The organism is Agrobacterium sp. 22117, from assembly GCF_052045735.1.
Classification (GTDB): Bacteria; Pseudomonadota; Alphaproteobacteria; order Rhizobiales; family Rhizobiaceae; genus Agrobacterium; species Agrobacterium cavarae.
In genome coordinates this window covers 1-22243 of the sequence record NZ_JBQEPP010000008.1, presented here as the reverse complement: position 1 = coordinate 22243, position 22243 = coordinate 1, and the positions used below count along the sequence as shown (strand labels likewise).

Here is a 22243-nt window from a genome sequence, read left to right as displayed (position 1 = left end):
TTTTCCTGCCAGCCTTTTTCGTTCAGCCAATCGACATCAGGCTGGCATTGCCGCCGGCAGCCGTCGTGTTGACGCTGACCGACACTTCTTCGAGCAGCCAGTTGAGATTGTAGGGCTGATTTACGCCCTGAACCTCTTCCATCGATGCGGCCTGAACCAGCACGAGCGGGCCTTCCAGCGTGGCGATCCGGCTGTTGACGGCGCGAACGCGATCCGCGTCACCCTCGACCAGCGCTCCTGCGAAAGGTCCAGCGGCCTGCCAGTCGGCGCTCCACGACAGGCGTGTCTTGACCGATGCCGGGGCCGTTGCCAGAGCGTCTTCCAGACCGCTGTCCCTGTCGATGACGATGGTGTTGCCGCTCGCAAGTGCCGCCGCAAGCTGGCGATAAAGGCCGTTCGTGGAGACCGGCGCCAGCAAGACTTTGCCGCGCGGATGAAGCGCGTAAATATTGCGCTCGCCAACCGGACCGGCAAGCTCCGTCTCGAAGCCAAGTGCTGACGACTGTGCCGAGGTTCTTGCCACTTCCGCCGCCTGCGTTTCGTTCTTGCCATCCAGCCATTGGGCCAGATCGATAACCGCCTGGTCCTTATGCTGAGCAGCGCGCTCCACCAGCGGAGCAACCCGTGTCAGCCTGCCGAGATAGAGCGGCCCGCCTGCCTTGGGGCCTGTGCCGGAAAGGCCGCGACCGCCGAAGGGCTGAACCCCAACGACTGCACCGATAATGTTGCGGTTGACATAGAGGTTGCCCGCCTTCACCCGCGACAGAACATGCGCGATCGTCGCATCAAGGCGCGTATGCAGACCAAAGGTCAGGCCGTAACCGGTTGCATTGATGTCGTCGATCAGCCGATCAAGCTTTTCGCGCTTGAAGCGGATGACATGCAGGACAGGGCCGAAGACTTCGCGCTTCAGGTCGGCAAGCGACTTGAGCTCGATGATGGTTGGCGGCACGAAGGTGCCGTTCTGACTGTCACCGGCGAGCGAAATCTGCTCGATCGTGTTGCCGAGACCGCGCATGGCTTCGATATGTTTTTCGATATTGTCCTTGGCTTCCGCGCTGATCACCGGGCCGACATCGACCGAAAGCTGATCCGTACGGCCGATGCGCAATTCATGGAGCGCGCCCTTCAGCATCGTCAGTGTCCGCTCAGCCACATCGTCCTGCAGGCAAAGAACGCGAAGCGCCGAGCAGCGCTGGCCGGCGCTGTCGAAAGCCGAAGCGATCACGTCTGCCACCACCTGTTCGGCAAGCGCCGAGGAGTCGACGATCATGGCGTTCTGGCCGCCGGTCTCGGCAATCAGCGGAATGGTACGTCCGTCGCTCGAAACGCGCTCGGCAAGCTGCTTCTGGATCAGGCGCGCCACCTCGGTGGAGCCGGTGAACATCACGCCGGCTGTCTGTGGAGCCGCGACGAGCTGCGCGCCGGTCTGACCTGCACCTGGCAGAAGCTGAACCGCATCGGCAGGAACCCCGGCTTCGTGCAGAAGTCGTACGCCTTCGGCTGCGATCAGCGGCGTTTCTTCCGCAGGCTTTGCCAGAACAGGGTTGCCGGCAACGAGAGCCGCCGCAACTTGGCCGATGAAGATCGCCAGCGGGAAGTTCCATGGGCTGATGCAGACGATGGGTCCGAGTGGCTGTTGCAGCAGGCCGAATGTGCTGCGTGCTTCCGCCGCGTAGTAGCGCAGGAAGTCGATGGCTTCCCGCACTTCCGCGATAGCGTTGGGAGCCGATTTCCCGGCTTCGCGCATGATGAGGCCAAGCAGCGTCGGCATCCGCGCCTGCATGAGGTCCGCTGCCTTTTCCAGGCAGTAGGCGCGTGTCTCGGTGCTGGACTGCGGCCATGATGAGGAAGCTGCGACCTCCAGCGCCGTAGCGACATCCTCCTGCGTCGGTTCCGTCACATAGCCAACGATGTCGTTGTGGTCGCCGGGGTTCCTTACCGGGCGCGTCTCTCCGGAGGCGTTGGGGGCAGCAGCCTTCCACTTCATCGTAACGCTGTCGGAAAGTGCGGCACTCAGTGCGGCGAGTGCATTTTCATCGGCTAGGTCCAGGCCGCTGGAGTTCACCCTTGCGCCATAAAGCGCTTCAGGCTTGGCGATCTTGTCATGCTGGGCGCCGGGGACCGGCATCGCCCTTACCACAGCGACCGGGTCTTCCAGTAGAGAATCGACGGGCACATTCGGATCGGCAATGCGGTTGACGAAGGAAGAGTTGGCGCCATTTTCCAGCAACCGACGAACGAGATAGGCCAAGAGCGTTTCGTGCGTCCCGACAGGCGCGTAGAAACGGCACGGACGATCAAGATTCTGTTTGCCGACGACTTCGCTGTAAAGCGGCTCGCCCATGCCATGCAGGCACTGAAACTCATAGTCGCCGATTTTGAAGTCTGGGCCAGCGAGATGGTAGATCGTCGCCATCGACTGCGCATTGTGGGTGGCAAACTGCGGGAAGATGACGTCCCGCGCAGCCAACAGCTTTCGGGCGCAGGCGATGTAGGACACATCGGTGTGGACCTTGCGGGTGAAGACTGGGAAGTCTTCCAAACCGTCGAGTTGAGCGCGCTTGATTTCGGCGTCCCAATAAGCACCCTTCACCAGCCGCACCATGATGCGGCGGTTGGAGCGGCGCGCGAGATCGATAATGTAGTCGAGCACGAAGGGGCAGCGGCGGCCATAGGCCTGAACGACGAAGCCAAGGCCGGACCAGTTGCCAAGATCGGTGTCGAGCGCCAATGATTCCAGCAGATCGAGCGAAATCTCCAAACGGTCAGCCTCTTCCGCGTCGATGTTGAGGCCGATGTCGTAGCTCTTCGCCAAAACCATCAGCGCCTTCACGCGCGGCAGAAGTTCCGCCATCACCCGCTCGGCTTGCGAGCGGGAATAGCGCGGATGGAGTGCAGAAAGCTTGATGGAAATGCCAGGTCCACCATAGACGCCACGCCCGGCGGACGCCTTGCCGATGGCGTGGATCGCCTGCTCGTAGTCGCGGTAATAGCGTTCGGCGTCCTTGGCAGTCGTCGCCGCTTCGCCCAGCATGTCATAGGAATACTGGAAGCCCTTGGCTTCGAGCGGTCGCGAGCGGCTGATGGCTTCCTCGATGGTCTGGCCGGTGACGAACTGCTCGCCCATCATGCGCATCGCCATATCGACGCCACGACGTATGACCGGCTCTCCGGCACGGGAGATCAGCTTCGTCAGCGCGGCAGACAGGCCCCTGTCGTTGACAGTCGAGGTCAGCTTGCCGGTGATGACGAGGCCCCAGGTCGCGGCATTGACGAAAAGCGACCGACCGCCGCCGAGATGCGATTTCCAATCGCCGGTGGCGATCTTGTCGCGGATCAGCGCATCGCGTGTCGCCGTGTCGGGAATGCGCAACAGCGCTTCGGCAAGGCACATCAGCGCCACGCCTTCCTGGCTGGAGAGGGAATATTCCTGCACCAATCCCTCGACGCCTGTACCCCTGGCTTTCGCGCGCAGCGCCTCGATCAGTCGGCGGGCCGTTGCTTTGATCGTCTGGGCTTCGCTGTCGCTGACGCTCGCCGCGTCGAGAAGGGGTGCAAGGCATTCTGGTTCAGAGCGGCGATAGGCTGCGGTGATCGCTTGGCGGAGCGCGCTCTGTTCTCGGACCTGCGGTGCGAAACGGTCAAAAATGCCAACTGGCGTTGTCGCTTCAGTCAGTGCAACGGTGGATACAGTTCCCGCCATCGGATCGGCCCTCGATTGGATTCGTGAAAAGATGAGGTGGCTTTTTGCCTTCCCCATATTGGTTCACAGAATAACACCACCGGCGAAATTGCTATGGCCTTATTTTAAGGGTAAAAAAGGAAAAACGAACTTTTATTTCTGAGCTCTGCAGGAAAAGTGGATGATGAAGGCGCAAGAAACAGGCGATCTGGATCACTTCGATATGAGGATCATGGAAGCGCTCAGCGAGGACGGGCGAATGTCCGTGCTGGAATTGTCGCGGCGCGTGGGGCTTTCGAAGACGCCCTGCCAGACCCGCCTGAAGCGGCTTGTCGATGAGGGCTATATTCTGGGGTTCCGGGCGTCGCTCAATGCAGCGAAGCTTGGGCTCGAACACATCGCTTTCACCGAGGTCAAGCTCTCCGATACGAGAGAGAAGGCGTTGGATGAGTTCAATGCAGCGGTGCGCAAGATCAAGGAGGTGGAGGAGTGCCACATGATCGCAGGCGCCTTCGACTACCTGCTGAAGGTAAGAACGACAGACATCCGCAAATATCGACGGGTGCTTGGCGAGAAAATCTCAAGCCTGCCTTCGGTCGCGAATACATCGACCTTTGTCGTCATGGAATCCGTCAAGGATACGGGGATGTGACGGGCAGCGTCAGTGGGCCACCCGTCATGTTATTGAACGCGATCAGCGAAGACCCATTGCAGCAGTGACTGCCGTGGTCTGGGCGTCAGGACCGAACTCGTTTTCGTTTTCGATGCCGAGAAGTTCTTGCAGACGCATTCGCGCACGGCTGACACGGCTCTTGATCGTGCCGACAGGGCAACCGCAGATCTCTGCAGCTTCTTCATAGGCAAAGCCGGAAGCACCGATCAGCAAAATGGCTTCACGCTGATCGTCTGGCAATTTTTCAAGCGCCTGGCGGAAATCGTGGAGGTCGACCGAGCCATGCTGTTCGGGCGGGACCGACAAGCGCGAGGTGTATGCGCCGTCTGTGTCCTGAACCTCACGGCCGGACTTGCGGATCTGGCTGTAGAACTCGTTTCGCAGGATGGTCACCAGCCATGCACGCATATTCGTGCCAGGCTGATAGCTTTCCTGCTTCGCCCAGGCTTTCATGATCGTGTCCTGGACAAGATCATCAGCGCGGTCGCGAGAGCGAATGAGGGAGATAGCGAATGCGCGCAGATTTGGCAGGGCCGCCAGCATTTCGCGTTTAAAGTTGTGGCCGTCTTTTTCCACGTCTTGTGTCATCATTCACCCGAAGCTTTCGATCTGCGCTCAGCCTCGTCAAGCTTTTCGAGAAGGTCGAGGAACTTGTCCGGGATACCTTCATCCTGGACAGCGTCGTAAAGTTCTCTCAATTTCCGGGTGATGACCGCTCGTCCGGAATCGGGCACACTTGGCCCCGCTCCGTTATCAGACGAATCCTGATCCGATTGAAACATGCTCATGAGTGCGGGTATTCCTTTTGTGACGCTTTATAAATGCGCTCACAAAAAAAACGTTCCAAGCCTGCGGAACTTTTTTTTCCTTCAGGCATTAATCCCGCAGGTTTGCGCTGCAGACCGCATGAACAGGGGAGAATTACATGTCCGTTTCTACACGCATTGCACCGCACCTACCTTATCTCCGTAGGTTCGCGCGTGCCGTTTGCGGGTCTCAATCCACCGGCGATGCCTACGTCGCTGCTAGCCTCGAAGCTCTGATCGCCGATGTCAGCATCTTTCCGCAGACGAGCAGCGATCGTGTTTCGCTTTATCAATTGTTTGTCTCTATTTTTAGTTCCGTCACGATCAACATCAAGACGGATGAGAACCTGACAGGCTGGGAAAAGCGCGCTTCTGCGAATCTTTCGGCCGTTCCGGCTGTGCCTCGGCAGGCGTTTCTGCTGACCACCGTCGAAGAGTTTTCTCCCTCGGAAGCCGCTGAAGTTCTTCAGGTTCCGGAAAGCGATATCGGCAAGTTGATCGATGAGGCGGCGTCCGAAATCGCCCGCCAGGTTGCGACCGACATCATGATCATCGAAGATGAACCGCTGATCGCGATGGACATCGAGCAGATGGTGACCGATCTTGGCCACAACGTCACCGGCATCGCCCGCACCCATAAGGAAGCGCTGGAACTCTTCCACCGCACCCAGCCAAAGATGATCCTTGCGGATATTCAGCTTGCTGACGGCAGTTCCGGCCTTGACGCGATGAAGGACATCCTTCAGATGACGACCCTTCCGGTCATCTTCATCACCGCCTTTCCTGAGCGTCTGCTCACCGGTGAGCGGCCTGAGCCGACCTTCCTTGTGACCAAGCCTTTCAATCCAGATATGGTTAAGGCGCTGATCAGTCAGGCTCTGTTCTTTAATGAAAGTTCACGTGTTGCCGCGTAATTCATGCTGAGTGTCGTTATGTCCCGCAACTCTTGCGGCTGCTGGACGTTTGACGCAAGGATAGTCGGCGCGGGCGCTTCGCGGCTCGACGTCGTTTTCCGCTAGGAGATGAGATTGCATCGGCTCGCGTGGCACAACAGAGACCGAAACGAAGGTGAATTGCATGATTCGCTGGTGTTGGCTTTGCTCGACTCCGGCGAAACTGTCATGCTGCAGGATCGTGACCGGGATTACATATTCATTGCCAATCTGCCGGACGTTTGGAACCTCCCGACGGAGCGGGAAGACGAGCCTACGGACATCAACATATTCGGCAAGGACCTTGCTCAGCGTCTGTCGGAGTTGAAGAAGGACCTTAGCGCTGCGGGCAGCCGCGGCACGCTTGAGGTGATGGCGGGCAAGGACAGGATATTTCAGTTCCATGTCTATTCCACGGTCAACATGTCTGGCCAGGGAGTGTTGAAGACGACGATCCGCGAGGTCACCGTCGAGCGCCGCCGTGAACAGTTGCTTCGCTCGCTGCTGCGCGAGGTCAGTCATCGTTCGAAAAATCTTCTGGCAATCATCCAGAGCCTTTCGGCACAGACGGCACGGTTCAGTTTTACCAAGGAAGATTTCCTGCGGAAATTCCGTGGGCGGCTGCATGCGCTGGCACAATCTCAAGATCTGATCACCGATTCCGACTGGCGCGGAGCGGAGATTTTCGAATTGTTGAAACAGCAATCGGATCTCTACCTTCCAGAATATCCTCACCTGGTTCAGATGAAGGGTGAAAACCTCCTGCTCAATCCGAATGGCGCGCTCTATGTGGGGCTGGCCTTCCACGAACTGGTGGTGAATACCGTCAGCCACAGCCCCAACCTGGCGCTTCACTTGCCCATCACGCTGGAATGCCGGCGCGACGGGGATTTCTTTGAAGTGAGTTGGAGCGAACCGCTCTCTCCGGATGATATGCCCGCATCGCAAGAGAGCGACCGACGAAGCAACTTTGGTAGCGTTGTCCTCGAAAAGGTGGTGCCAGCAGCCCTTGCAGGGGAGGCGCGGTACGACATTTCGGCCAGTGACATCGGATATACGCTGCGCTTCCCGGCTCCGATCGCGTCCTGACGCGAAAGACGTCCTTTGCGTGAAAACCTTCACGCAAAGCGCTATGGCATAGGCTCGAAATCGGGATCGATTTTTTCAGCCCATATGCGTGTGGAAAGAACTCGTGCGCCGCTCAGCACGTCCTAAAGCATGATCCACGTAAAAGTGTCCGGCGGTTTGTGACAGCGAAATGCGCTACGCGACCTAGGGCGTGGAGCGAATCTGGACATCGCGCCATGCTTTACAGGACACGCGGTCATCTCAGCGCGTCTTCGACCAGCAGGCTATCTCAGGTGATGAGCTAAAGCGTACATTATCGACGGAGGACATTCCCCGCGTCTCGGCGTGAGTTGGCGAGTGAGGACTGTCGATCGATGACCCAAAAACAGAAAAGCACGGCTCGGGGGAGAGCCGTGCTATTCAGGGGCAGGTTTTCAGGGGCAAAACCTGCTGCGCCGGGCCTCTAGGCGGGGACGGGGAATTGGCCTGGCGTGCTGAAGAAACGTACGCACCTATTCTTGGTTCCAGAGGCCCAACGATATTTTACGCAGTCTCTGGGCCAGAATTTCTTTTGAGCAGCCGCTCCACGGGCGCGGTCATCGACCAAGTAAACCCGGTTTGCGCATAATCCGTTGAGACGACAGCAGAAAATGCGCTTTCCGCATGGCGCTTTATGATCGTAGAGCCAAATCCTCGACGTGAAGGCTGGCTGGCCGGCGGGCCACCTGTCTCGGTCCACTCCATCGTCACGCTATCGTGATCGGATGAATTAAGGGCCCAATGAAGCCGCACGCGTCCTTCCCTGACTGAAAGCGCGCCGTACTTGATCGAGTTTGTGCTCAGTTCATGAAGGATGAGGCCAAGATTTTGCGCAGCTTCGGGCGATAGGAGGAAATCCTCGCCCGAGATATCGACCTGATGGGCTGTCGAGCCAAACACCTCAAGATGGCCTTTCACCAGACGGTGGATCGGCAGGCCTTCCCACTGGACCTCGGCCAGTGCCGAGATCGACATGGCGAGACCTCGGAGTCGGTGATCGACTTCCTTCTGCAGTTCGGGAACGGTCGTGTTCTCCCGCGCCAATTGGCGCATCATCGCCTGCACCAGGGTCAACATGTTCTTGGACCGGTGAACCAGTTCATGCAAAATCAGCTGGTTACGGTCTTCTGCCTGACTACGATCGAAAGACGCGTTGGAGAGTGCCACACCGACCTGGTTGAGTTCCTTGACGTTGGTTTCGACGCGCGAGACGATTTCGCCTTCGCCGATGCGTTCAGCCACGGCGACGAGTTGTTTGACGGACTGCCGCAATTGCCGGCCGACAAGGTAGGTGCCGAGGACTGCAGCCAGGACGATGAAAAGGCTGCCGATCAACATCTGCCGCCAGGTGCTCCGCAAGGCCGAGTCGCTACGGTCTATCGCGCCCGCCACGACCGCTTTCCAGGGCCAGCCGGGAAGTTGGGCGTAGGCATAGATGTTGTTATGAGCGTCGGTGAAGCTCCCGCTGAAAGCCGACATCCCGGCTGCAAGTTTTGCCGGCTCATAGGCGATACCGGGCGCTGCCTGTTGCATATTGCTTGAAATCACCACGCGCCCGCCGCTGTCGATCACCGATGCCGACCATCCAGCGGGGATTGCGTCCGTCGAGATCAGGCTTGAGAGATCCTTCGCGGCTTGCGTAACGATCAACACGTCGCCAGCGGCTGCGAGCTGACGTGGCAGGGGAAGGGTGACGGTGAACACCCATTCTTTTCGGTTGATGGCATAGAAGATGTTCGAAAGCATGATCCGCTTGGCATCGATCGCCTCCTGAATATGGGCATCCGCAGGAACCTGGCCTAGAGGCTGCCCGTAGGGAATGCGCGTATTGACTTTCTGAACGCCGTCGCGCGTGGCGACCACCACGTAGATGTTTCGCTGGCGCAGGCTTTCACTGACGCGCTGATGGAAACTGGCGAGATCGCCATCTTCCAGTTCCGGAAACTGCACGAGGAGATTAAGCGTGGTGCTCAGTTCCTGAAGACGTCGCTCGATGTTGCGGCTGATGGCGCGGGCATCGTCGACGGCTTCACGCTGCAAATCTTCCCGTTCATCCGCTTCAAGCCGCAACATCAGATAACCGGCAAAAATAATCAGCGGAAGGGTCACCAGCGTCGTCATGATGACGATGTAGGTGCCAATCGATGCTGTGGGAGACAGTCTGGCGAAGAATGCTCTAAACCTGGAAATTGTCGTGCCCTTATACGTCCATAAGTGTCATCTTTTATGCTGAATGACGCACAGATAATAGCTGTCTAATTTGGCGGCACAATGCTGTTCCTTGCGGCAGGGAGCGATATCTCTAGACTTTTTTCTCCTTTCACCCTTTGTTGATGAGGGTGAAAAACCCGGAACCAATTTTGCCGTCGTTTCGTTTGCTCGGCGAACAGGTTGACGAAAAGGACAGATGAACTGTCACCAGCCAGTTTGGTTTAACGACGATGAAAGGAAGGTACGAGATGAAAAAGACATTGACCCTTATCGCGACGGCCGCCCTCATGGGTTCAACAGCGTTCGCACCGCTCGCCATCGCCCAAGACGCAACTCAGCCTGCGCCAGGCACGACGGCTCCCGCGAGCCCGAACGCCGCGCCGGCAACTCCAGTCATGCCGACAACCCCTGGCGCGACTGACACCACGGCGAATGCTGATGCAGCATCCGGCTCCTATCTGACGGAGCAGGCAGCCAACCAGATCAGCGCCAATGATTTTATCGGCAATTCGGTCTACACCTCTGCCGACGAAAGCATCGGTAACGTGACGAACCTCATCCTTGAAGAAAACGGCGGCATTGTCGCTGCTGTGGTCGGCGTCGGCGGATTCCTCGGAATCGGCACCAAGGATGTTGCCGTACCGATGGACAAGCTCACGATGACACGTGACACCAACAATGGCACGGTCCGTCTGACGACGACCGAAACTGCTGAATCGCTGAAGGCAGCGCCCGAGTTCATGACCCTCAAGGACAAGAACGCGAACGCAAGCACCACGGCACCAGCGGCAACGGACACCACGCAGACGGGTGCGACCAAGCCCTAATCCCGTTACGGGAGAGGAGCGAGAGGGAGCATGATGCTCTTTCTCAGAACACCGGCCTCATTGGGGCCGGTGTTTTTTTGTGCTGAACGGGTGTCTCAACGCTCCGCATTGTGGGTCGAATGCCAACGCCATGCGGAGGAGATGATGTCTTCCAGCGTATAGCGCGGCTGCCAACCCAGGACCTCCCGGGCCTTGTCGTTATTGGCCACAAGCGTGGTGGAGTCGCCTTCGCGCCGTTCGGCGAATTCCACGGGGAACGGGCGGCCAGAGACTTTTGAAATCGCGTCGAGCAACTCCTTCACCGTCGTTCCAGTCCCGGTGCCGAGGTTGAGTTCTACGGTTTCGCCGCCAGATAAGAGATAGTCCACCGCGCGGACATGCGCATCGGCAAGATCGAGGATGTGGATATAGTCGCGCACGCAGGTGCCGTCGCGGGTGTCATAGTCGGTGCCAAACACCTTGAAGCCCTGGCGGCGGCAAAGCGCCGCCTCGATCGCGAGCGGAATGGCATGCGTTTCGGGCTTATGCCACTCTCCGATACGGCCTTCGAAATCAGCACCGGCCGCGTTGAAATAGCGCAGCATCACGGACTTCAGATCCTTGTAGGTGCTGAAATCCTTGAGCGCCTGCTCCACGATCCATTTGGTTCTGCCGTAGGGATTGATCGGAGCCTGGGGGTGGCCTTCGTCCAGCGGTACGCGTTCGGGCAGACCATAGGTCGCGCATGTGGATGAGAAGACCAAGGCTTTTACGCCGGCGTCCATCGTAGCGGACAGGAGGGTCAGGGCGCCAATGACGTTGTTATCGTAGAAGGCGACCGGGTTCTTGACCGATTCACCCACCTCGATGAGGGCTGCGAAGTGAAGAACCGCCTCGGGCTGATGCTTGGTGAAGACCTCGTCCAGTCGCGCCTTGTCGCGAATGTCCCCTTGCTCGAACGGTCCCCAGCGAACAAACTCTTCATGACCATTGGAGAGATTGTCGAAAACGACAGGTTCGTAGCCGCGTTCTGCAAGCAACAGGCAGGTGTGCGAGCCAATATATCCGGCCCCGCCGACAACGAGAACTTTCTTCCGCATCCAACATCCTTTCAAAAAGAGACTGTTGGAGACTGCGTATCATTTTGTCGGAAGAAGGGTAGGGGGAATTTTTTTGGAAAAGGCCGCAAGGTAAATGCGCGCCCCTTGGAAACCGAGGGACGCGCAGAAGAGTTTTACTTCTTGCGAATTGTTGTGCGTGTTGTGATGAAGCCAAGCGCCATCGCAATCAACAACGTCGTGAACGGACGTTTTCCAAGAGCACCCGCCGCCATGGCCTCAACAGCCAATGGTGCTGTTGCAAGCGGAGACGCGATTGGTGCACGGCGGTACGCCGTCGGACGACGAAGGATTGCCAGCCAGACCAGCATGATAACGCCAAGCAGGAATGCGACGCCGGCAATCACCAACGCAGCCGGACCAGCACCGATCTCCTTCGCAAGATAGATCGAGCCGCCGATGCCGCCAGCGATCACGGCAACCAGAAAGAAGAAGCCGGCAAGCACCCTCAGCACGATACCGGTCTTTATCCGGCGCGTGACGAAGGTGCCTTCCCGCTGTGTGTCGCCCAGATAGAGCAAAAATGCTTGAAGCATGTTTGCGCCTTATCGACGCGTAACAAGGGCAAGAAGGAAGCCGGTTGCGACAGCGATGCCGAGAGACTGGAGAGGATTGCGCTGAACCTGGTAGACCAGATTGTCGTTCAGGGTCTGGATTTCGTCGCGAACCGCATGAACGGTCTGCTCAGACTTCGCCATGGCATCATCGGCAACGCGCGATGCCTGTGCCTTGACCTCGTGGGAAACGCCAACGCCAAGCGCCTTGACGCTCTTTGCGAGGTTGGAAAGATCGTCACGCAGCTGGGCCAGCTGTGCGGAGACATCTTCGGCCTCAGCGCTGTTGAGGGTTTCGCGTACCTTGTCTTCCACGTTGCGAACGCTTGCCATGTTCAATCCTTTTCTAGGGTGTCAAAATGCGCCTCACCTCCAAACGTAGCGCCAAAGCTTTTGTTCCCGCCTTTTGCGAAAACCCGTCGGGGAATCGTTGCAATTGTTTTCGACAGGTTTGTTTTCCTGTCACAAGCATCATATAAGGCCGGGAAAATGATCTCATGATCTCTATCAATTGGACGATGTGACTGGCCGATGCTGCAAACACCTTACTACCTGATCGACAAGACCAAGCTTCTCCGTAACATGGAGAAGATTGCCTATGTGCGCGAAAAATCCGGCGCCAAGGCTCTTCTCGCGCTCAAGTGTTTCGCGACGTGGTCGGTCTTCGACTTTATGGCTGAGTTTATGGACGGCACCACCTCGTCCTCGCTCTATGAGGTGCGGCTCGGTCACGAGAAATTCGGCGGCGAGACGCACGCCTATTCCGTCGCCTATGCCGATTACGAGATCGACGAAGTCGTCTCCCATGCCGACAAGATCATCTTCAACTCCATCGGGCAGCTGGAACGCTTCGCCGACAAGGCGTCCGGCATCGTTCGTGGCCTTCGCCTCAATCCGCAGGTTAGTTCTTCCACCTTCGATCTGGCTGACCCTGCGCGCCCCTTCAGCCGTCTTGGCGAATGGGATGTGGCCAAGGTGGAGAAGGTCATGGACCGCATCTCTGGTTTCATGATCCACAACAACTGCGAGAACAATGATTTCGGCCTCTTCGACCAGATGCTTGGTCAGATCGAGGAAAAGTTCAGCTCGCTTCTGTCGCGTGCGGAGTGGGTCAGCCTTGGTGGTGGCATTCACTTCACCGGCGAGAACTATCCGCTCGACCAGTTCTGCGACCGCCTCAAGCAGTTTTCCGAGAAGTACGGCGTGCAGGTCTATCTTGAGCCGGGCGAAGCATCGATCACCAAGAGCACGACGCTGGAAGTGTCGGTTCTCGACACGCTGTTCAATGGCAAGAATCTTGCCATTGTCGATAGCTCGATTGAAGCCCATATGCTGGATCTCTTGATCTATCGCGAGAACGCGAAGGTTGCGCCCAACGAGGGCGAGCATTCCTATATGGTATGCGGCAAGTCCTGTCTCGCGGGCGATGTCTTCGGCGAATTCAAGTTCGAAAACGCACTCAAGGTCGGCGACCGCGTCTCTTTCCAGGATGCGGCCGGCTATACAATGGTCAAGAAGAACTGGTTCAACGGCGTCAAAATGCCGGCGATCGCCATCAAGGAACTGGACGGCAGCATTCGAACCGTCCGTGAATTCGACTTTGTCGATTATCAGCAGAGTCTGTCGTAACAGCGCGTTTTTGAAAAACGTATGTAGCACTCTTTCTCAAAAAGCCATCCCTGCGGGGAAAAGGAGGCATCACCTGAAATGAAGAAGAACGTTCTCATCATCGGCGCCGGTGGCGTAGCACAGGTCGTGGCGCATAAGTGCGCCCAGAATAGCGATGTATTGGGAGACATTCATATTGCGTCACGCACTGTCGATAAGTGCCGCAAGATTGTCGAATCCGTACGTGAAAAGAAGAGCCTCAAGACAGAGGTGAAACTTGAGGCCCACGCGCTGGACGCCTTGGATATCGAGGCCACGAAGGCCTTGATAGAAAAGACTGGCGTCCAGATCGTCATCAACGTCGGTTCGGCCTTCGTCAACATGTCCGTTCTTCAGGCCTGCATGGACGCAGGTGTTGCCTATATGGATACCGCGATCCACGAGGATCCAACAAAGATTTGCGAAACGCCGCCGTGGTATGGAAACTACGAATGGAAGCGTGCCGCCGAATGCAAGGAAAAGGGCGTGACCGCCATTTTGGGCGTCGGCTTCGATCCGGGTGTGGTCAATGCTTATGCGCGTCTGGCCAAGGATGAGTATTTCGATAAGGTCACGTCCGTCGATATCGTCGATATCAATGCCGGTAGTCATGGCCGTTGGTTCTCCACCAACTTCGATCCGGAAATCAATTTCCGCGAATTCACCGGCGTGGTCTATTCCTGGCAGAACGGCCAGTGGCAGACGAACCAGATGTTCGAAGTCGGACAGGAATTCGACCTGCCGGTGGTTGGCAAGCAGAAGGCCTATATGACGGGCCACGATGAAGTGCACTCGCTCTCCAAGAACATGGATGGCGCGGATGTGCGTTTCTGGATGGGCTTTGGCGACCATTACATCAACGTCTTCACCGTGTTGAAGAACCTTGGCCTCCTGTCCGAAAAGCCGGTCAAGACCGCTGAAGGTCTGGAAGTGGTTCCGCTCAAGGTGGTCAAGGCCGTGCTGCCCGATCCGTCTTCACTGGCGCCCGACTATGTGGGCAAGACCTGCATTGGCGATATCGTCAAGGGTACGAAGGACGGCAAGGAGCGCGAAGTCTTCATCTACAACGTGGCTGACCACAAGGAAGCCTACGAAGAAGTCGGCTCGCAGGGCATCTCCTACACCGCCGGCGTTCCGCCGGTTGCCGCAGCCATGCTGATTGCCACGGGCGAGTGGGATGTGAAGCAGATGGCGAATGTCGAAGAACTTCCGCCGCAGCCGTTCCTCAATCTCTTGAACAAGATCGGCTTGCCGACCCGCATCAAGGACGAAAACGGCGATCGCGCCTTGACGTTCTAAAGCGACACACGCGCGCAAACGCTGCGCAGTTTTGCGCAGCATCTTCTCAGTCGATACGATAAAGCCCCGTTCTGTGTGAGCGGGGCTTTTTCATGCAGGCTGGAGTTTCTGAAGCGCTTAGCTGTTCTGAAGTGCTTACTGGGCTGCAGACTTCTTGGCGCGTGTCTTGGGTTTGGTTGTCTCGGGAGCGATGGAAGCGGCTTTGACTTCGCCCTTCTTGCGGTGCGCAGGCTTGGTCGCCTTCGTGCTCTGCAGCAGAGTGAATTCTTTTTTCGCCTGCTCCCAGTGCTCGGCATCACGACCGTGCGGGCGGCCTTCGCTCTCCCAAAGTGTGTAAGCCCGCTTGCTGATCCACTCTTGTTCTGAAACCTGCATGTCTATCTCCTGGAGTAACGCCTTAACCCGTAACGGGCTGTCTGCATGGTCCGGCGGCAACGCTGGACAGGAATGAGCCGCGGTCTTCTATTTTCTCTAGAGCGCCGTGCGTCCATTCAGACGCACTTAGGACGCTCTATATCTTTAAATCTACGCATCGTGCGTTTCCGAAAAGCGATTCCGATTTTCGGATTGATGCTGTAGTAGATGCCACGATTCTGCAGACGGTCAAGTCAATTTGCTGCGTCGCAATAGGCAGCGTTTTTCTGTTTTTCTCATATACTCAATACGCTTTCAGGCGCCCTGTCTTCCCTCCGTTTGATAAATGTTGCGTGATGGAGCCACCGCATCCAAACTCCGCAAAAACGGGTTTGGAAGCACGACATGCGAAAAAATTTTGGCGATGCAATAAAGCGGGGCTCAAAGGCCGACATGAACCACGGATTTGCAACTGGATCGGCGCTACATCGGGTCTTTACGAGGCGTTATGGGAATCCACGTCGCGAGGTGAGATCCGCAACGCTACCGGCTGCTCCAGAACCTCACAGTTCAGATTTTGAACATGTATCGGGTTAGAGGTCTTCCGGAAAATTACTGCGAAAAGATCAGTCCGGGGAGTTGAACATTCTCAAGATGGGTCAGCCTGAGGTTCACGGTTCCTCGCCGAGGCTATCTTGCTTCTCTATTCTCCGCCTCCAAAGAGATCCATGGGGGCTGACATGAAACGGATTGCGCTGATTGGCGCCGCACTTGCTGCTTTGATTTCCACCACTGTCTCCGCGGAGGAGCCGAAGACGCTTCTCAACGCATCCTATGATGTGGCGCGTGAGCTCTTCGCGGCTGAAAATGCAGCCTTCGTCAAATCCCATCCGGGCGTGACGATCGACCAATCGCATGCCGGCACCTCGAAGCAGGCCCGTGCGATCGTTGAGGGTCTGGCGGCAGATGTCGTTACCTTCAACCAGGTCACGGATATCGATTTCCTCGTGAAGCAGGGTTTTGTTTCCGCCGACTGGCAGAAGGATTTCCCTAACGACGCGTCGCCCTTCTACTCCTTCCCGTCCTTTCTTGTTCGCAAGGGCAATCCCAAGAATATCAAGGACTGGGATGATCTTGTTCGCGATGACGTGAAGATCGTCTTCCCGAACCCGAAGACGTCCGGCAATGCGCGCTACACCTATTTGGCCGCTGTCGCTTTCGCCAATGAGAAGTTCAATGGCGACCAGGCCAAGGTCGACGAGTTCATCAAGAAGATCTTCGCCAACGTTCCTGTCTTCGATACCGGAGGCCGCGCCGCGACGACCACCTTCGTCGAGCGTGAGATCGGCGACGTTTTGATCACCTTCGAGGCCGAAACCCGTGGCATTGCCAAGCAGTACGGCACGGACAAGTTCGAAGGCGTTGTGCCGTCCGTCAGCCTGCTTTCCGAATTCCCGGTCGCGGTCGTCGACAAGGTTGTGGACAAGCGCGACTCGCGCGAATTGGCAAAGTCTTACCTCGACTTCCTTTATACCGAAGAAGGCCAGCGCATTGCCGCTGAGTTCGGTCACCGCGTTCACAATGAAAAGGTTGCGGCCGAGTTCAAGGACCAGTTCCCCAGCATTCGCCTCGTCAACGTCAATGATGTTTTCGGCGGCTGGGACAAGATCCAGAAAGACCATTTCGCCTCTGGCGGAAAACTGGATGCGCTTTACGGCAATCGCTAATCGTTCTATGGCACAAATCCACATCGACCCGGCGGGATACTCGCCGGGTCGATTTTTGATCTTGTGTCTCTCCATCTCGTGCCGAGAAACAGGACCTTCGCCGATGCAGAGGGGGAAGATTTGAAACGCAATGTCCTGCCGGGGCTCAAATTGTCTCTCGGCGTCACGCTGCTTTACGTCGGCATCATCGTCGTTCTTCCCCTGGCGGCACTCGTCTTCAAGGCGGCAAGCCTCGGACCGGCGGAATATTGGAGCATCATATCGTCTCCGCGAGCCTTCGCGAGCTACCGCGTCACCGTTCTTTGCGCGCTGGCCGCAACAGTCTTCAACGTCATCTTCGGCCTCGCACTTGCATGGGTGCTGACACGCTATCGCTTTCCGGGCTGGCGTCTGGTCGATGCCATTGTTGATTTGCCCTTCGCGCTACCGACGGCGGTGGCCGGTATTGCGCTGACAGCGCTTTTTGCTGGAAACGGCTGGTTTGGCTCAGTTCTGGCAGAGGTCGGAATAAAGGTCGCCTATACGCCGCTCGGCATCATCGTGGCGATGGCCTTTACCAGTCTGCCCTTCATCGTTCGCACCGTTCAGCCCGTGCTGGAAGATCTGGACCCTGCATTGGAAGAGGCCGCCCAGTCGCTCGGTGGATCGGATCTCGAGATTTTTCGCAAGGTCATCCTGCCACTTCTGACGCCAGCGCTTCTTGCCGGCCTGTCGCTCTCCTTTGCCCGCAGCCTTGGCGAATTCGGCGCCATCATCTTCATTGCCGGCAATCAGCCCTTCTCGACCGAGATTACCTCACTGCTGATCTTCATCCGGCTGGAGGAATATGATTATCAGGCGGCTGCAGCGATCGCATCCGTTCTGTTGATCACGGCTTTCGTGATGCTGGCGCTCACGAATTATCTGCAGGCACGCGCTTTGCGCTACACGGTGAGGAGCTAGAGAATGAGCGCTATTTCCTCTCGCCGCAAGCCGCCGCGCGTCGGCGATGCACCATGGGTGCGCCGAAGCCTGATCGGCTTCGTTCTCATCATCGGGGCCTTCCTGGTGGTGGCGCCTCTGCTGGTCATCGCCGTCGAGGCCTTTTCTCAAGGTCTGAAGGCCTACGCCGCGACCATCAACCATCCCGATACCCGTCATGCCATCATGCTGACGGTGATCACCGCACTGATCGCGGTGCCGATCAACACGCTCTTCGGTGTCGCTGCTGCCTGGGCGATCACCAAGTTCGACTTCTGGGGCAAGCGTTTCCTGCTGGTCATCGTGGAAATTCCCTTCTCCATATCTCCCATCGTTGCCGGCGTCGCCTATCTCTTCGTCTATGGCCTGCAGGGTCTGTTCGGGCCGTTGCTGGATGCCTATGAAATCAAGATTCTCTTCGCTCTACCGGGCATCGTCATCGCCTCGATGTTCGTCACGGCTCCATTTGTTGCGCGCGAGCTCATCCCGCTGATGCAGGCGCAGGGACGCGATTTGGAGGAGGCGGCAACTTCGCTTGGGGCCTCCGGCTGGCGCACTTTCTTTTCCGTTACGCTGCCCAACATCAAATGGGCGCTCCTCTATGGCGTCGTACTGTGCAACGCCCGTGTCATGGGCGAATTTGGCGCGGTGTCTATCGTTTCGGGCAATATTCGCGGGCAGACCAACACGCTGCCGCTGCATATCGAGCTTCTTTATCACGACTATCAGGCTGCTGGCGCTTTCGCCTCCGCCTCAATTCTCGCGGCGCTTGCCGTTATCACCATCATCGCCAAAGTCGCATTGGAGCGGCGCGGTGCAGGTCGCGGACGTAAAAAGCTGAGCGCCGCAAACGCCGTCGCCACGGAGACGATTTCATGAAAATCCGCCTGCAGAATGTCGTTAAAACCTTCGACACGTTTCGCGCCGTGCGCGATGTCTCGCTCGATATCGAAAGCGGCGAATTGCTGGCGCTTCTCGGTCCTTCCGGCTCCGGCAAGACGACGATCCTGCGTATGGTTGCAGGGCTCGAATATACGGATGGCGGCCAGATCTATTTCGGCGAGACGGATGCAACAAACATCCCCGTCCGCGACCGAGGCGTTGGCTTCGTCTTCCAGCATTATGCACTCTTCCCGCATATGACGCTGAACGAGAACATCGCTTTCGGGCTGAAAGTCTCACGCGTGAAGCGGAACCGCGCCGAGATCGACGCCCGCGTTCAGGAATTGTTGCGGCTGGTAAGGCTCGAGGGGTTGGGCGACAGGTTTCCCGCGCAGATTTCCGGTGGGCAAAGGCAACGCGTCGCCCTGGCACGCGCACTTTCCGTGGATCCCAAGGTTCTGTTGCTCGATGAGCCCTTCGGCGCGCTCGACGCAAACGTTCGTCGCGACCTGCGCCGCTGGCTTCGCGAAATCCACGACGAGTTGGGCATCACCACGATCTTCGTCACCCACGACCAGGAAGAGGCGCTCGATCTTGCGGATCGCGTCGTCATTCTCAATCAGGGTGAGATCGTCCAGCAGGGCACGCCGAAAGAGGTCTGCCGCCAGCCGAACAGCGCCTTCGTCATGACCTTTCTGGGAGACACAAACAAGGTTTCCGGGATTGCCAAGAACGGCAAGGTCTATGTCGGAAACACAGAGGTTCAGTTTGCCTACGGTCAGGCGGACGGACCTGTCGAGATCTATGCCCGCCCTGCCGATCTGGAATGGGAGGATTTGCATGATGGGATTCCCGCGCAAGTCACCCGTGTTCTGGACAGGGCAGGGGAGCGCCGCGTGATCGCCACGACGAGAGAAGGGGATCTTCTCGAATTCGATGTACCGCCGGAATCGTCGGTGGAAGCCGGAGACCACGGCCATGTGGTCATTCGCCGCGCCAAGATTTTCCCTGCAGCCGAGCGCGCTTAAGGTCGCTCCGCCTTTCGCGTATCGCGATCTTTCAGATTCGCTCGTTACGCTTTAGGCGCGACGGTGTCTAACAGAGTTGATTAGCGGCTGGCGACCTGCTCGCCCTTGCCGTCGATGTTCAGCAGCGTGTCGATACGACGACGCTCATCCGAGAAGCGTGCGAGTGCTTGGCCGGAAAGCGACTTGCCGCCCGGAAGGCGAACCTTCATCGCATCCACTTTGGTGCCATTGACGATCAGCTCATAATGCAGGTGCGCGCCGGTAGAAAGACCGGTGGAGCCGACATAGCCGATCACCTGGCCCTGCGTGACGCGCGCTCCTTCCACCACGCCCTTCGCAATGGCGCTCTGGTGGTTATAGGAGGAGACATACCCATTGGCATGGCGGATCAAAGTCTGGTTGCCGTAGCCGGATGCCCATCCCGCCTTCTCAACAACGCCGTTACCCGTGGCAATGATCGGCGTGCCGCGGGGCGCTGCCCAGTCGGTGCCGGTATGCATACGGCTGAATCGTAGAACCGGGTGACGCCGCATGCCGAAACCGGATGTCATGCGACCGTTCGGAACCGGATTGCGGATCAGAAACTGGCGAATACTTTTGCCTTCGCCGTCGAAGTAATCGATGCTGCCATCATCCGGGTTTTGGAAGCGATAGAAACGCGTCTGGTTGTCGCCGAATTTGGCATTGACGTAGAGCAATTCGGATTGTTCGGTCGCCTTGCCATCCGGTCCTTCGACCGAAAAGAAGGCCTCAAGTGAATCCGAAGGTTTCAGCTGGGCCTGGAAATCGACGCTGCTCGCCAGAAGCTTGATGAGCTGCGATACCATGCTCTGGTTCATACCATAGGCAAGAGCGGCGCGATAAACGCCGTCATAAACACGCGGCAGATCGCGGTTCGCCGTCATCGGCGCGTTGCCGCCGTCAAAGGCAGTCGCGACCGCATCGAGTTTTGGCGGTTCGCTCGCTGCGACGAAGGTCTTCTGGTCGTTTGCCGCCACCGTCACGACGTGGCGGTTCTTGCGGTAAAGGCTGGCGCGAACGATATCGCTCTTTTCGTCGTCCTGCAAAATGCCGATGCGGAGAACGTCACCCGCCTGCAGTTCCCCCGTCTCATTGACGGACGCAAGGGCTGTCGCGGTCTGCTTGGCTTGTTCCTTGGAATAGCCAGCGCCGAAAAGGGCAGCCTCCATCGTCTGACTCTGCCGCACGGGAATGACGTCGTCGGCAAATTCCGGCAGTTTGACCGTCGGTGCCTGCGGCGTCGACACCGACATGTTCTGTTCAACGACGCGGGCAGCCAGTCCCGCGGTGATGTCCACATCCTCATCGGCCTCGAACCGACGTGGATCGATATAGTAGAGCGCAGCAAGCTGTTCGTTGCCGTCTGTCAAGATAGAACCGTTGGAACGGACCGCTTCTTCCACCTCATCGAAACTCATCGCGCCGGCATAGGCAAACGGGCTGTGCTTCGTCGGGAAAGGAACTGATTTGAGGCTGACTTCCGATTCCACCTCGGACCCGTAGATTGTCCCGGTCTTGCTCGCCCCAGCAGCTTCCGGCTCATCGTCGGTGGCGAAGATGTTGAGCGGATCGAATGCGGGATAATCATCCTGCGTATTATAATTGGCAGCGAGCGAGATCTTCACATGGGCGAAGGGGACTTTGCGAACCACTTCCTTGTCGCCATCATGAATGACTGTCGAGACTTCCATAACAGAGCGGTCCGAAGGACGCGCTGCGATATTGGGTGCCACCAACCGGGTGCCACGGCGAACTGTCTCGGAAAGGGAGTGTTCCATGTCTCCACGCGCGAAGGCTTCTGCGGGGATGGCAAGCTGCTGACGACCATCGAGCGCTGCAAAGAGTGCAACGCCCATCAATATGGAAGAGGTGATCCCTGTGAGAAATGTCCCGCTCAGCCAGCGGATCGAGATCTCGCGCCGGTCGGGTGCTCGCCGGCCTTCCGCCAGAATAGGCGGCTCGGTCCCGAGCGTACGGATCATATCCCGATCCGCCGTCATGCCTGTCGCGACCGTTTCTGCATTTGATCTCCAGAAGTCATGTGACGAAGATGTGCAACTTTCAGACCGAGGAGTCAAACTTCTGCGCGGCGATCCCGACGCAGTCCCCAGCTTGCTGTAACTCTTCGTTAAGAAGTGCAGATAGGATTAAGTCGCGGCGAAAACGTGGCGCGTATGTGTACGGCGCGGACTTCTCCCTGCTTTCTCGTAAAAACCCACAGGGAACGTCACGGAACTGATATGTTTCTGACACCTGTTTGCCAGGTTCGTCAAAATTAATCATACAAAACAGTGACTTACGAGAAATATGGATTTTGTTGAAAAACGTCTGTTGACTTGTTTGGGGTGTGTCTCTTATAAGTCCGCTCACTGACGAGGGCGGCGGCGCTGCTGGCGACGAAGTCCTTTGTTCTAGAGAAAATCGGAAAAGATG

At 57.5% G+C, this 22243-nt stretch carries 19 protein-coding genes; 10 read left to right on the top strand and 9 right to left on the bottom strand.

The window, feature by feature from the left end:
- Positions 1–22: 22 nt before the first annotated feature.
- On the bottom strand, positions 23–3706 hold the full coding sequence (putA, locus tag ACTJKV_RS20925) for a trifunctional transcriptional regulator/proline dehydrogenase/L-glutamate gamma-semialdehyde dehydrogenase (protein WP_440599394.1): 3684 nt from the start codon (positions 3704–3706) through the stop codon (positions 23–25).
- 160 nt (positions 3707–3866) lie between these two features.
- Between putA and ACTJKV_RS20920 the strand changes: the two genes are divergently transcribed.
- A complete protein-coding gene (locus tag ACTJKV_RS20920; protein ID WP_062427730.1) occupies positions 3867–4337 on the top strand; it encodes an Lrp/AsnC family transcriptional regulator in 471 nt (156 codons plus the stop codon).
- Positions 4338–4379: 42 nt separating this feature from the next.
- Here the strand turns inward: ACTJKV_RS20920 and ACTJKV_RS20915 are convergent, their stop codons facing one another.
- Positions 4380–4946 carry a sigma-70 family RNA polymerase sigma factor gene (locus ACTJKV_RS20915; protein ID WP_062427769.1) on the bottom strand — a complete coding sequence of 189 codons (567 nt, stop codon included), beginning with the start codon at positions 4944–4946 and terminating at the stop codon, positions 4380–4382.
- Positions 4946–5146, bottom strand: coding sequence for a NepR family anti-sigma factor (locus ACTJKV_RS20910; RefSeq protein ID WP_062427731.1), 201 nt, complete (start codon positions 5144–5146; stop codon positions 4946–4948). Before ACTJKV_RS20910 ends, ACTJKV_RS20915 begins: the two co-directional genes overlap by 1 nt.
- Before the next feature lie 137 nt (positions 5147–5283).
- Between ACTJKV_RS20910 and ACTJKV_RS20905 the strand changes: the two genes are divergently transcribed.
- Together ACTJKV_RS20905 and ACTJKV_RS20900 are read left to right on the top strand one after the other, a co-directional pair.
- A complete protein-coding gene (locus ACTJKV_RS20905) occupies positions 5284–6078 on the top strand; it encodes a response regulator (protein WP_062427732.1) in 795 nt (264 codons plus the stop codon).
- 108 nt (positions 6079–6186) lie between these two features.
- Positions 6187–7185: a sensor histidine kinase gene (locus ACTJKV_RS20900; RefSeq protein ID WP_440599393.1), complete on the top strand. Its 999-nt coding sequence runs from the start codon at positions 6187–6189 to the stop codon at positions 7183–7185.
- A 522-nt stretch (positions 7186–7707) separates the two neighbouring features.
- On the opposite strand, the gene ACTJKV_RS20895 is transcribed toward ACTJKV_RS20900, so the two are convergent.
- Entirely contained in the window at positions 7708–9324 is a 1617-nt protein-coding gene (locus ACTJKV_RS20895; protein WP_144622911.1) for a sensor histidine kinase, read from the bottom strand.
- Positions 9325–9662: 338 nt separating this feature from the next.
- On the opposite strand from ACTJKV_RS20895, the gene ACTJKV_RS20890 reads away from it, so the two are divergent.
- On the top strand, positions 9663–10241 hold the full coding sequence (locus tag ACTJKV_RS20890; protein ID WP_440599392.1) for a PRC-barrel domain-containing protein: 579 nt from the start codon (positions 9663–9665) through the stop codon (positions 10239–10241).
- A gap of 95 nt (positions 10242–10336) precedes the next feature.
- On the opposite strand, the gene galE is transcribed toward ACTJKV_RS20890, so the two are convergent.
- From galE to ACTJKV_RS20875, 3 genes are all read right to left on the bottom strand, one after another.
- Positions 10337–11320, bottom strand: a complete 984-nt coding sequence (gene galE, locus ACTJKV_RS20885) for a UDP-glucose 4-epimerase GalE (RefSeq protein ID WP_440599391.1) — start codon at positions 11318–11320, stop codon at positions 10337–10339.
- Positions 11321–11454: 134 nt separating this feature from the next.
- Positions 11455–11874: a hypothetical protein gene (locus tag ACTJKV_RS20880; RefSeq protein ID WP_111850856.1), complete on the bottom strand. Its 420-nt coding sequence runs from the start codon at positions 11872–11874 to the stop codon at positions 11455–11457.
- Between the two features lie 9 nt (positions 11875–11883).
- On the bottom strand, positions 11884–12225 hold the full coding sequence (locus ACTJKV_RS20875; RefSeq protein ID WP_111850857.1) for a DUF883 family protein: 342 nt from the start codon (positions 12223–12225) through the stop codon (positions 11884–11886).
- A 198-nt stretch (positions 12226–12423) separates the two neighbouring features.
- On the opposite strand from ACTJKV_RS20875, the gene nspC reads away from it, so the two are divergent.
- A complete protein-coding gene (nspC, locus tag ACTJKV_RS20870) occupies positions 12424–13521 on the top strand; it encodes a carboxynorspermidine decarboxylase (RefSeq protein WP_144622912.1) in 1098 nt (365 codons plus the stop codon).
- A gap of 78 nt (positions 13522–13599) precedes the next feature.
- On the top strand, positions 13600–14838 hold the full coding sequence (locus tag ACTJKV_RS20865) for a saccharopine dehydrogenase family protein (protein WP_144622913.1): 1239 nt from the start codon (positions 13600–13602) through the stop codon (positions 14836–14838).
- Positions 14839–14973: 135 nt separating this feature from the next.
- Here ACTJKV_RS20865 and ACTJKV_RS20860 read toward each other — a convergent pair whose 3' ends face one another.
- Entirely contained in the window at positions 14974–15213 is a 240-nt protein-coding gene (locus tag ACTJKV_RS20860) for a DUF2934 domain-containing protein (protein WP_062597628.1), read from the bottom strand.
- A gap of 719 nt (positions 15214–15932) precedes the next feature.
- Between ACTJKV_RS20860 and cysP the strand changes: the two genes are divergently transcribed.
- The 4 genes from cysP (at position 15933) to ACTJKV_RS20840 (ending at position 19789) form a co-directional block, all read left to right on the top strand.
- Positions 15933–16919 (top strand): thiosulfate ABC transporter substrate-binding protein CysP, encoded by a 987-nt coding sequence (gene cysP / locus ACTJKV_RS20855; protein WP_062597629.1) that lies wholly within the window; start codon positions 15933–15935, stop codon positions 16917–16919.
- A gap of 120 nt (positions 16920–17039) precedes the next feature.
- Positions 17040–17861 carry a sulfate ABC transporter permease subunit CysT gene (gene cysT, locus ACTJKV_RS20850; RefSeq protein WP_062439094.1) on the top strand — a complete coding sequence of 274 codons (822 nt, stop codon included), beginning with the start codon at positions 17040–17042 and terminating at the stop codon, positions 17859–17861.
- A gap of 3 nt (positions 17862–17864) precedes the next feature.
- Positions 17865–18758, top strand: a complete 894-nt coding sequence (gene cysW, locus ACTJKV_RS20845) for a sulfate ABC transporter permease subunit CysW (protein ID WP_274104038.1) — start codon at positions 17865–17867, stop codon at positions 18756–18758.
- Complete coding sequence (locus tag ACTJKV_RS20840) at positions 18755–19789, top strand: sulfate/molybdate ABC transporter ATP-binding protein (RefSeq protein WP_335323213.1); 1035 nt, start codon at positions 18755–18757, stop codon at positions 19787–19789. Before cysW ends, ACTJKV_RS20840 begins: the two co-directional genes overlap by 4 nt.
- Positions 19790–19869: 80 nt before the next feature.
- Here the strand turns inward: ACTJKV_RS20840 and ACTJKV_RS20835 are convergent, their stop codons facing one another.
- Complete coding sequence (locus tag ACTJKV_RS20835; protein ID WP_440599390.1) at positions 19870–21810, bottom strand: M23 family metallopeptidase; 1941 nt, start codon at positions 21808–21810, stop codon at positions 19870–19872.
- Between the last annotated feature and the right edge of the window lie 433 nt (positions 21811–22243).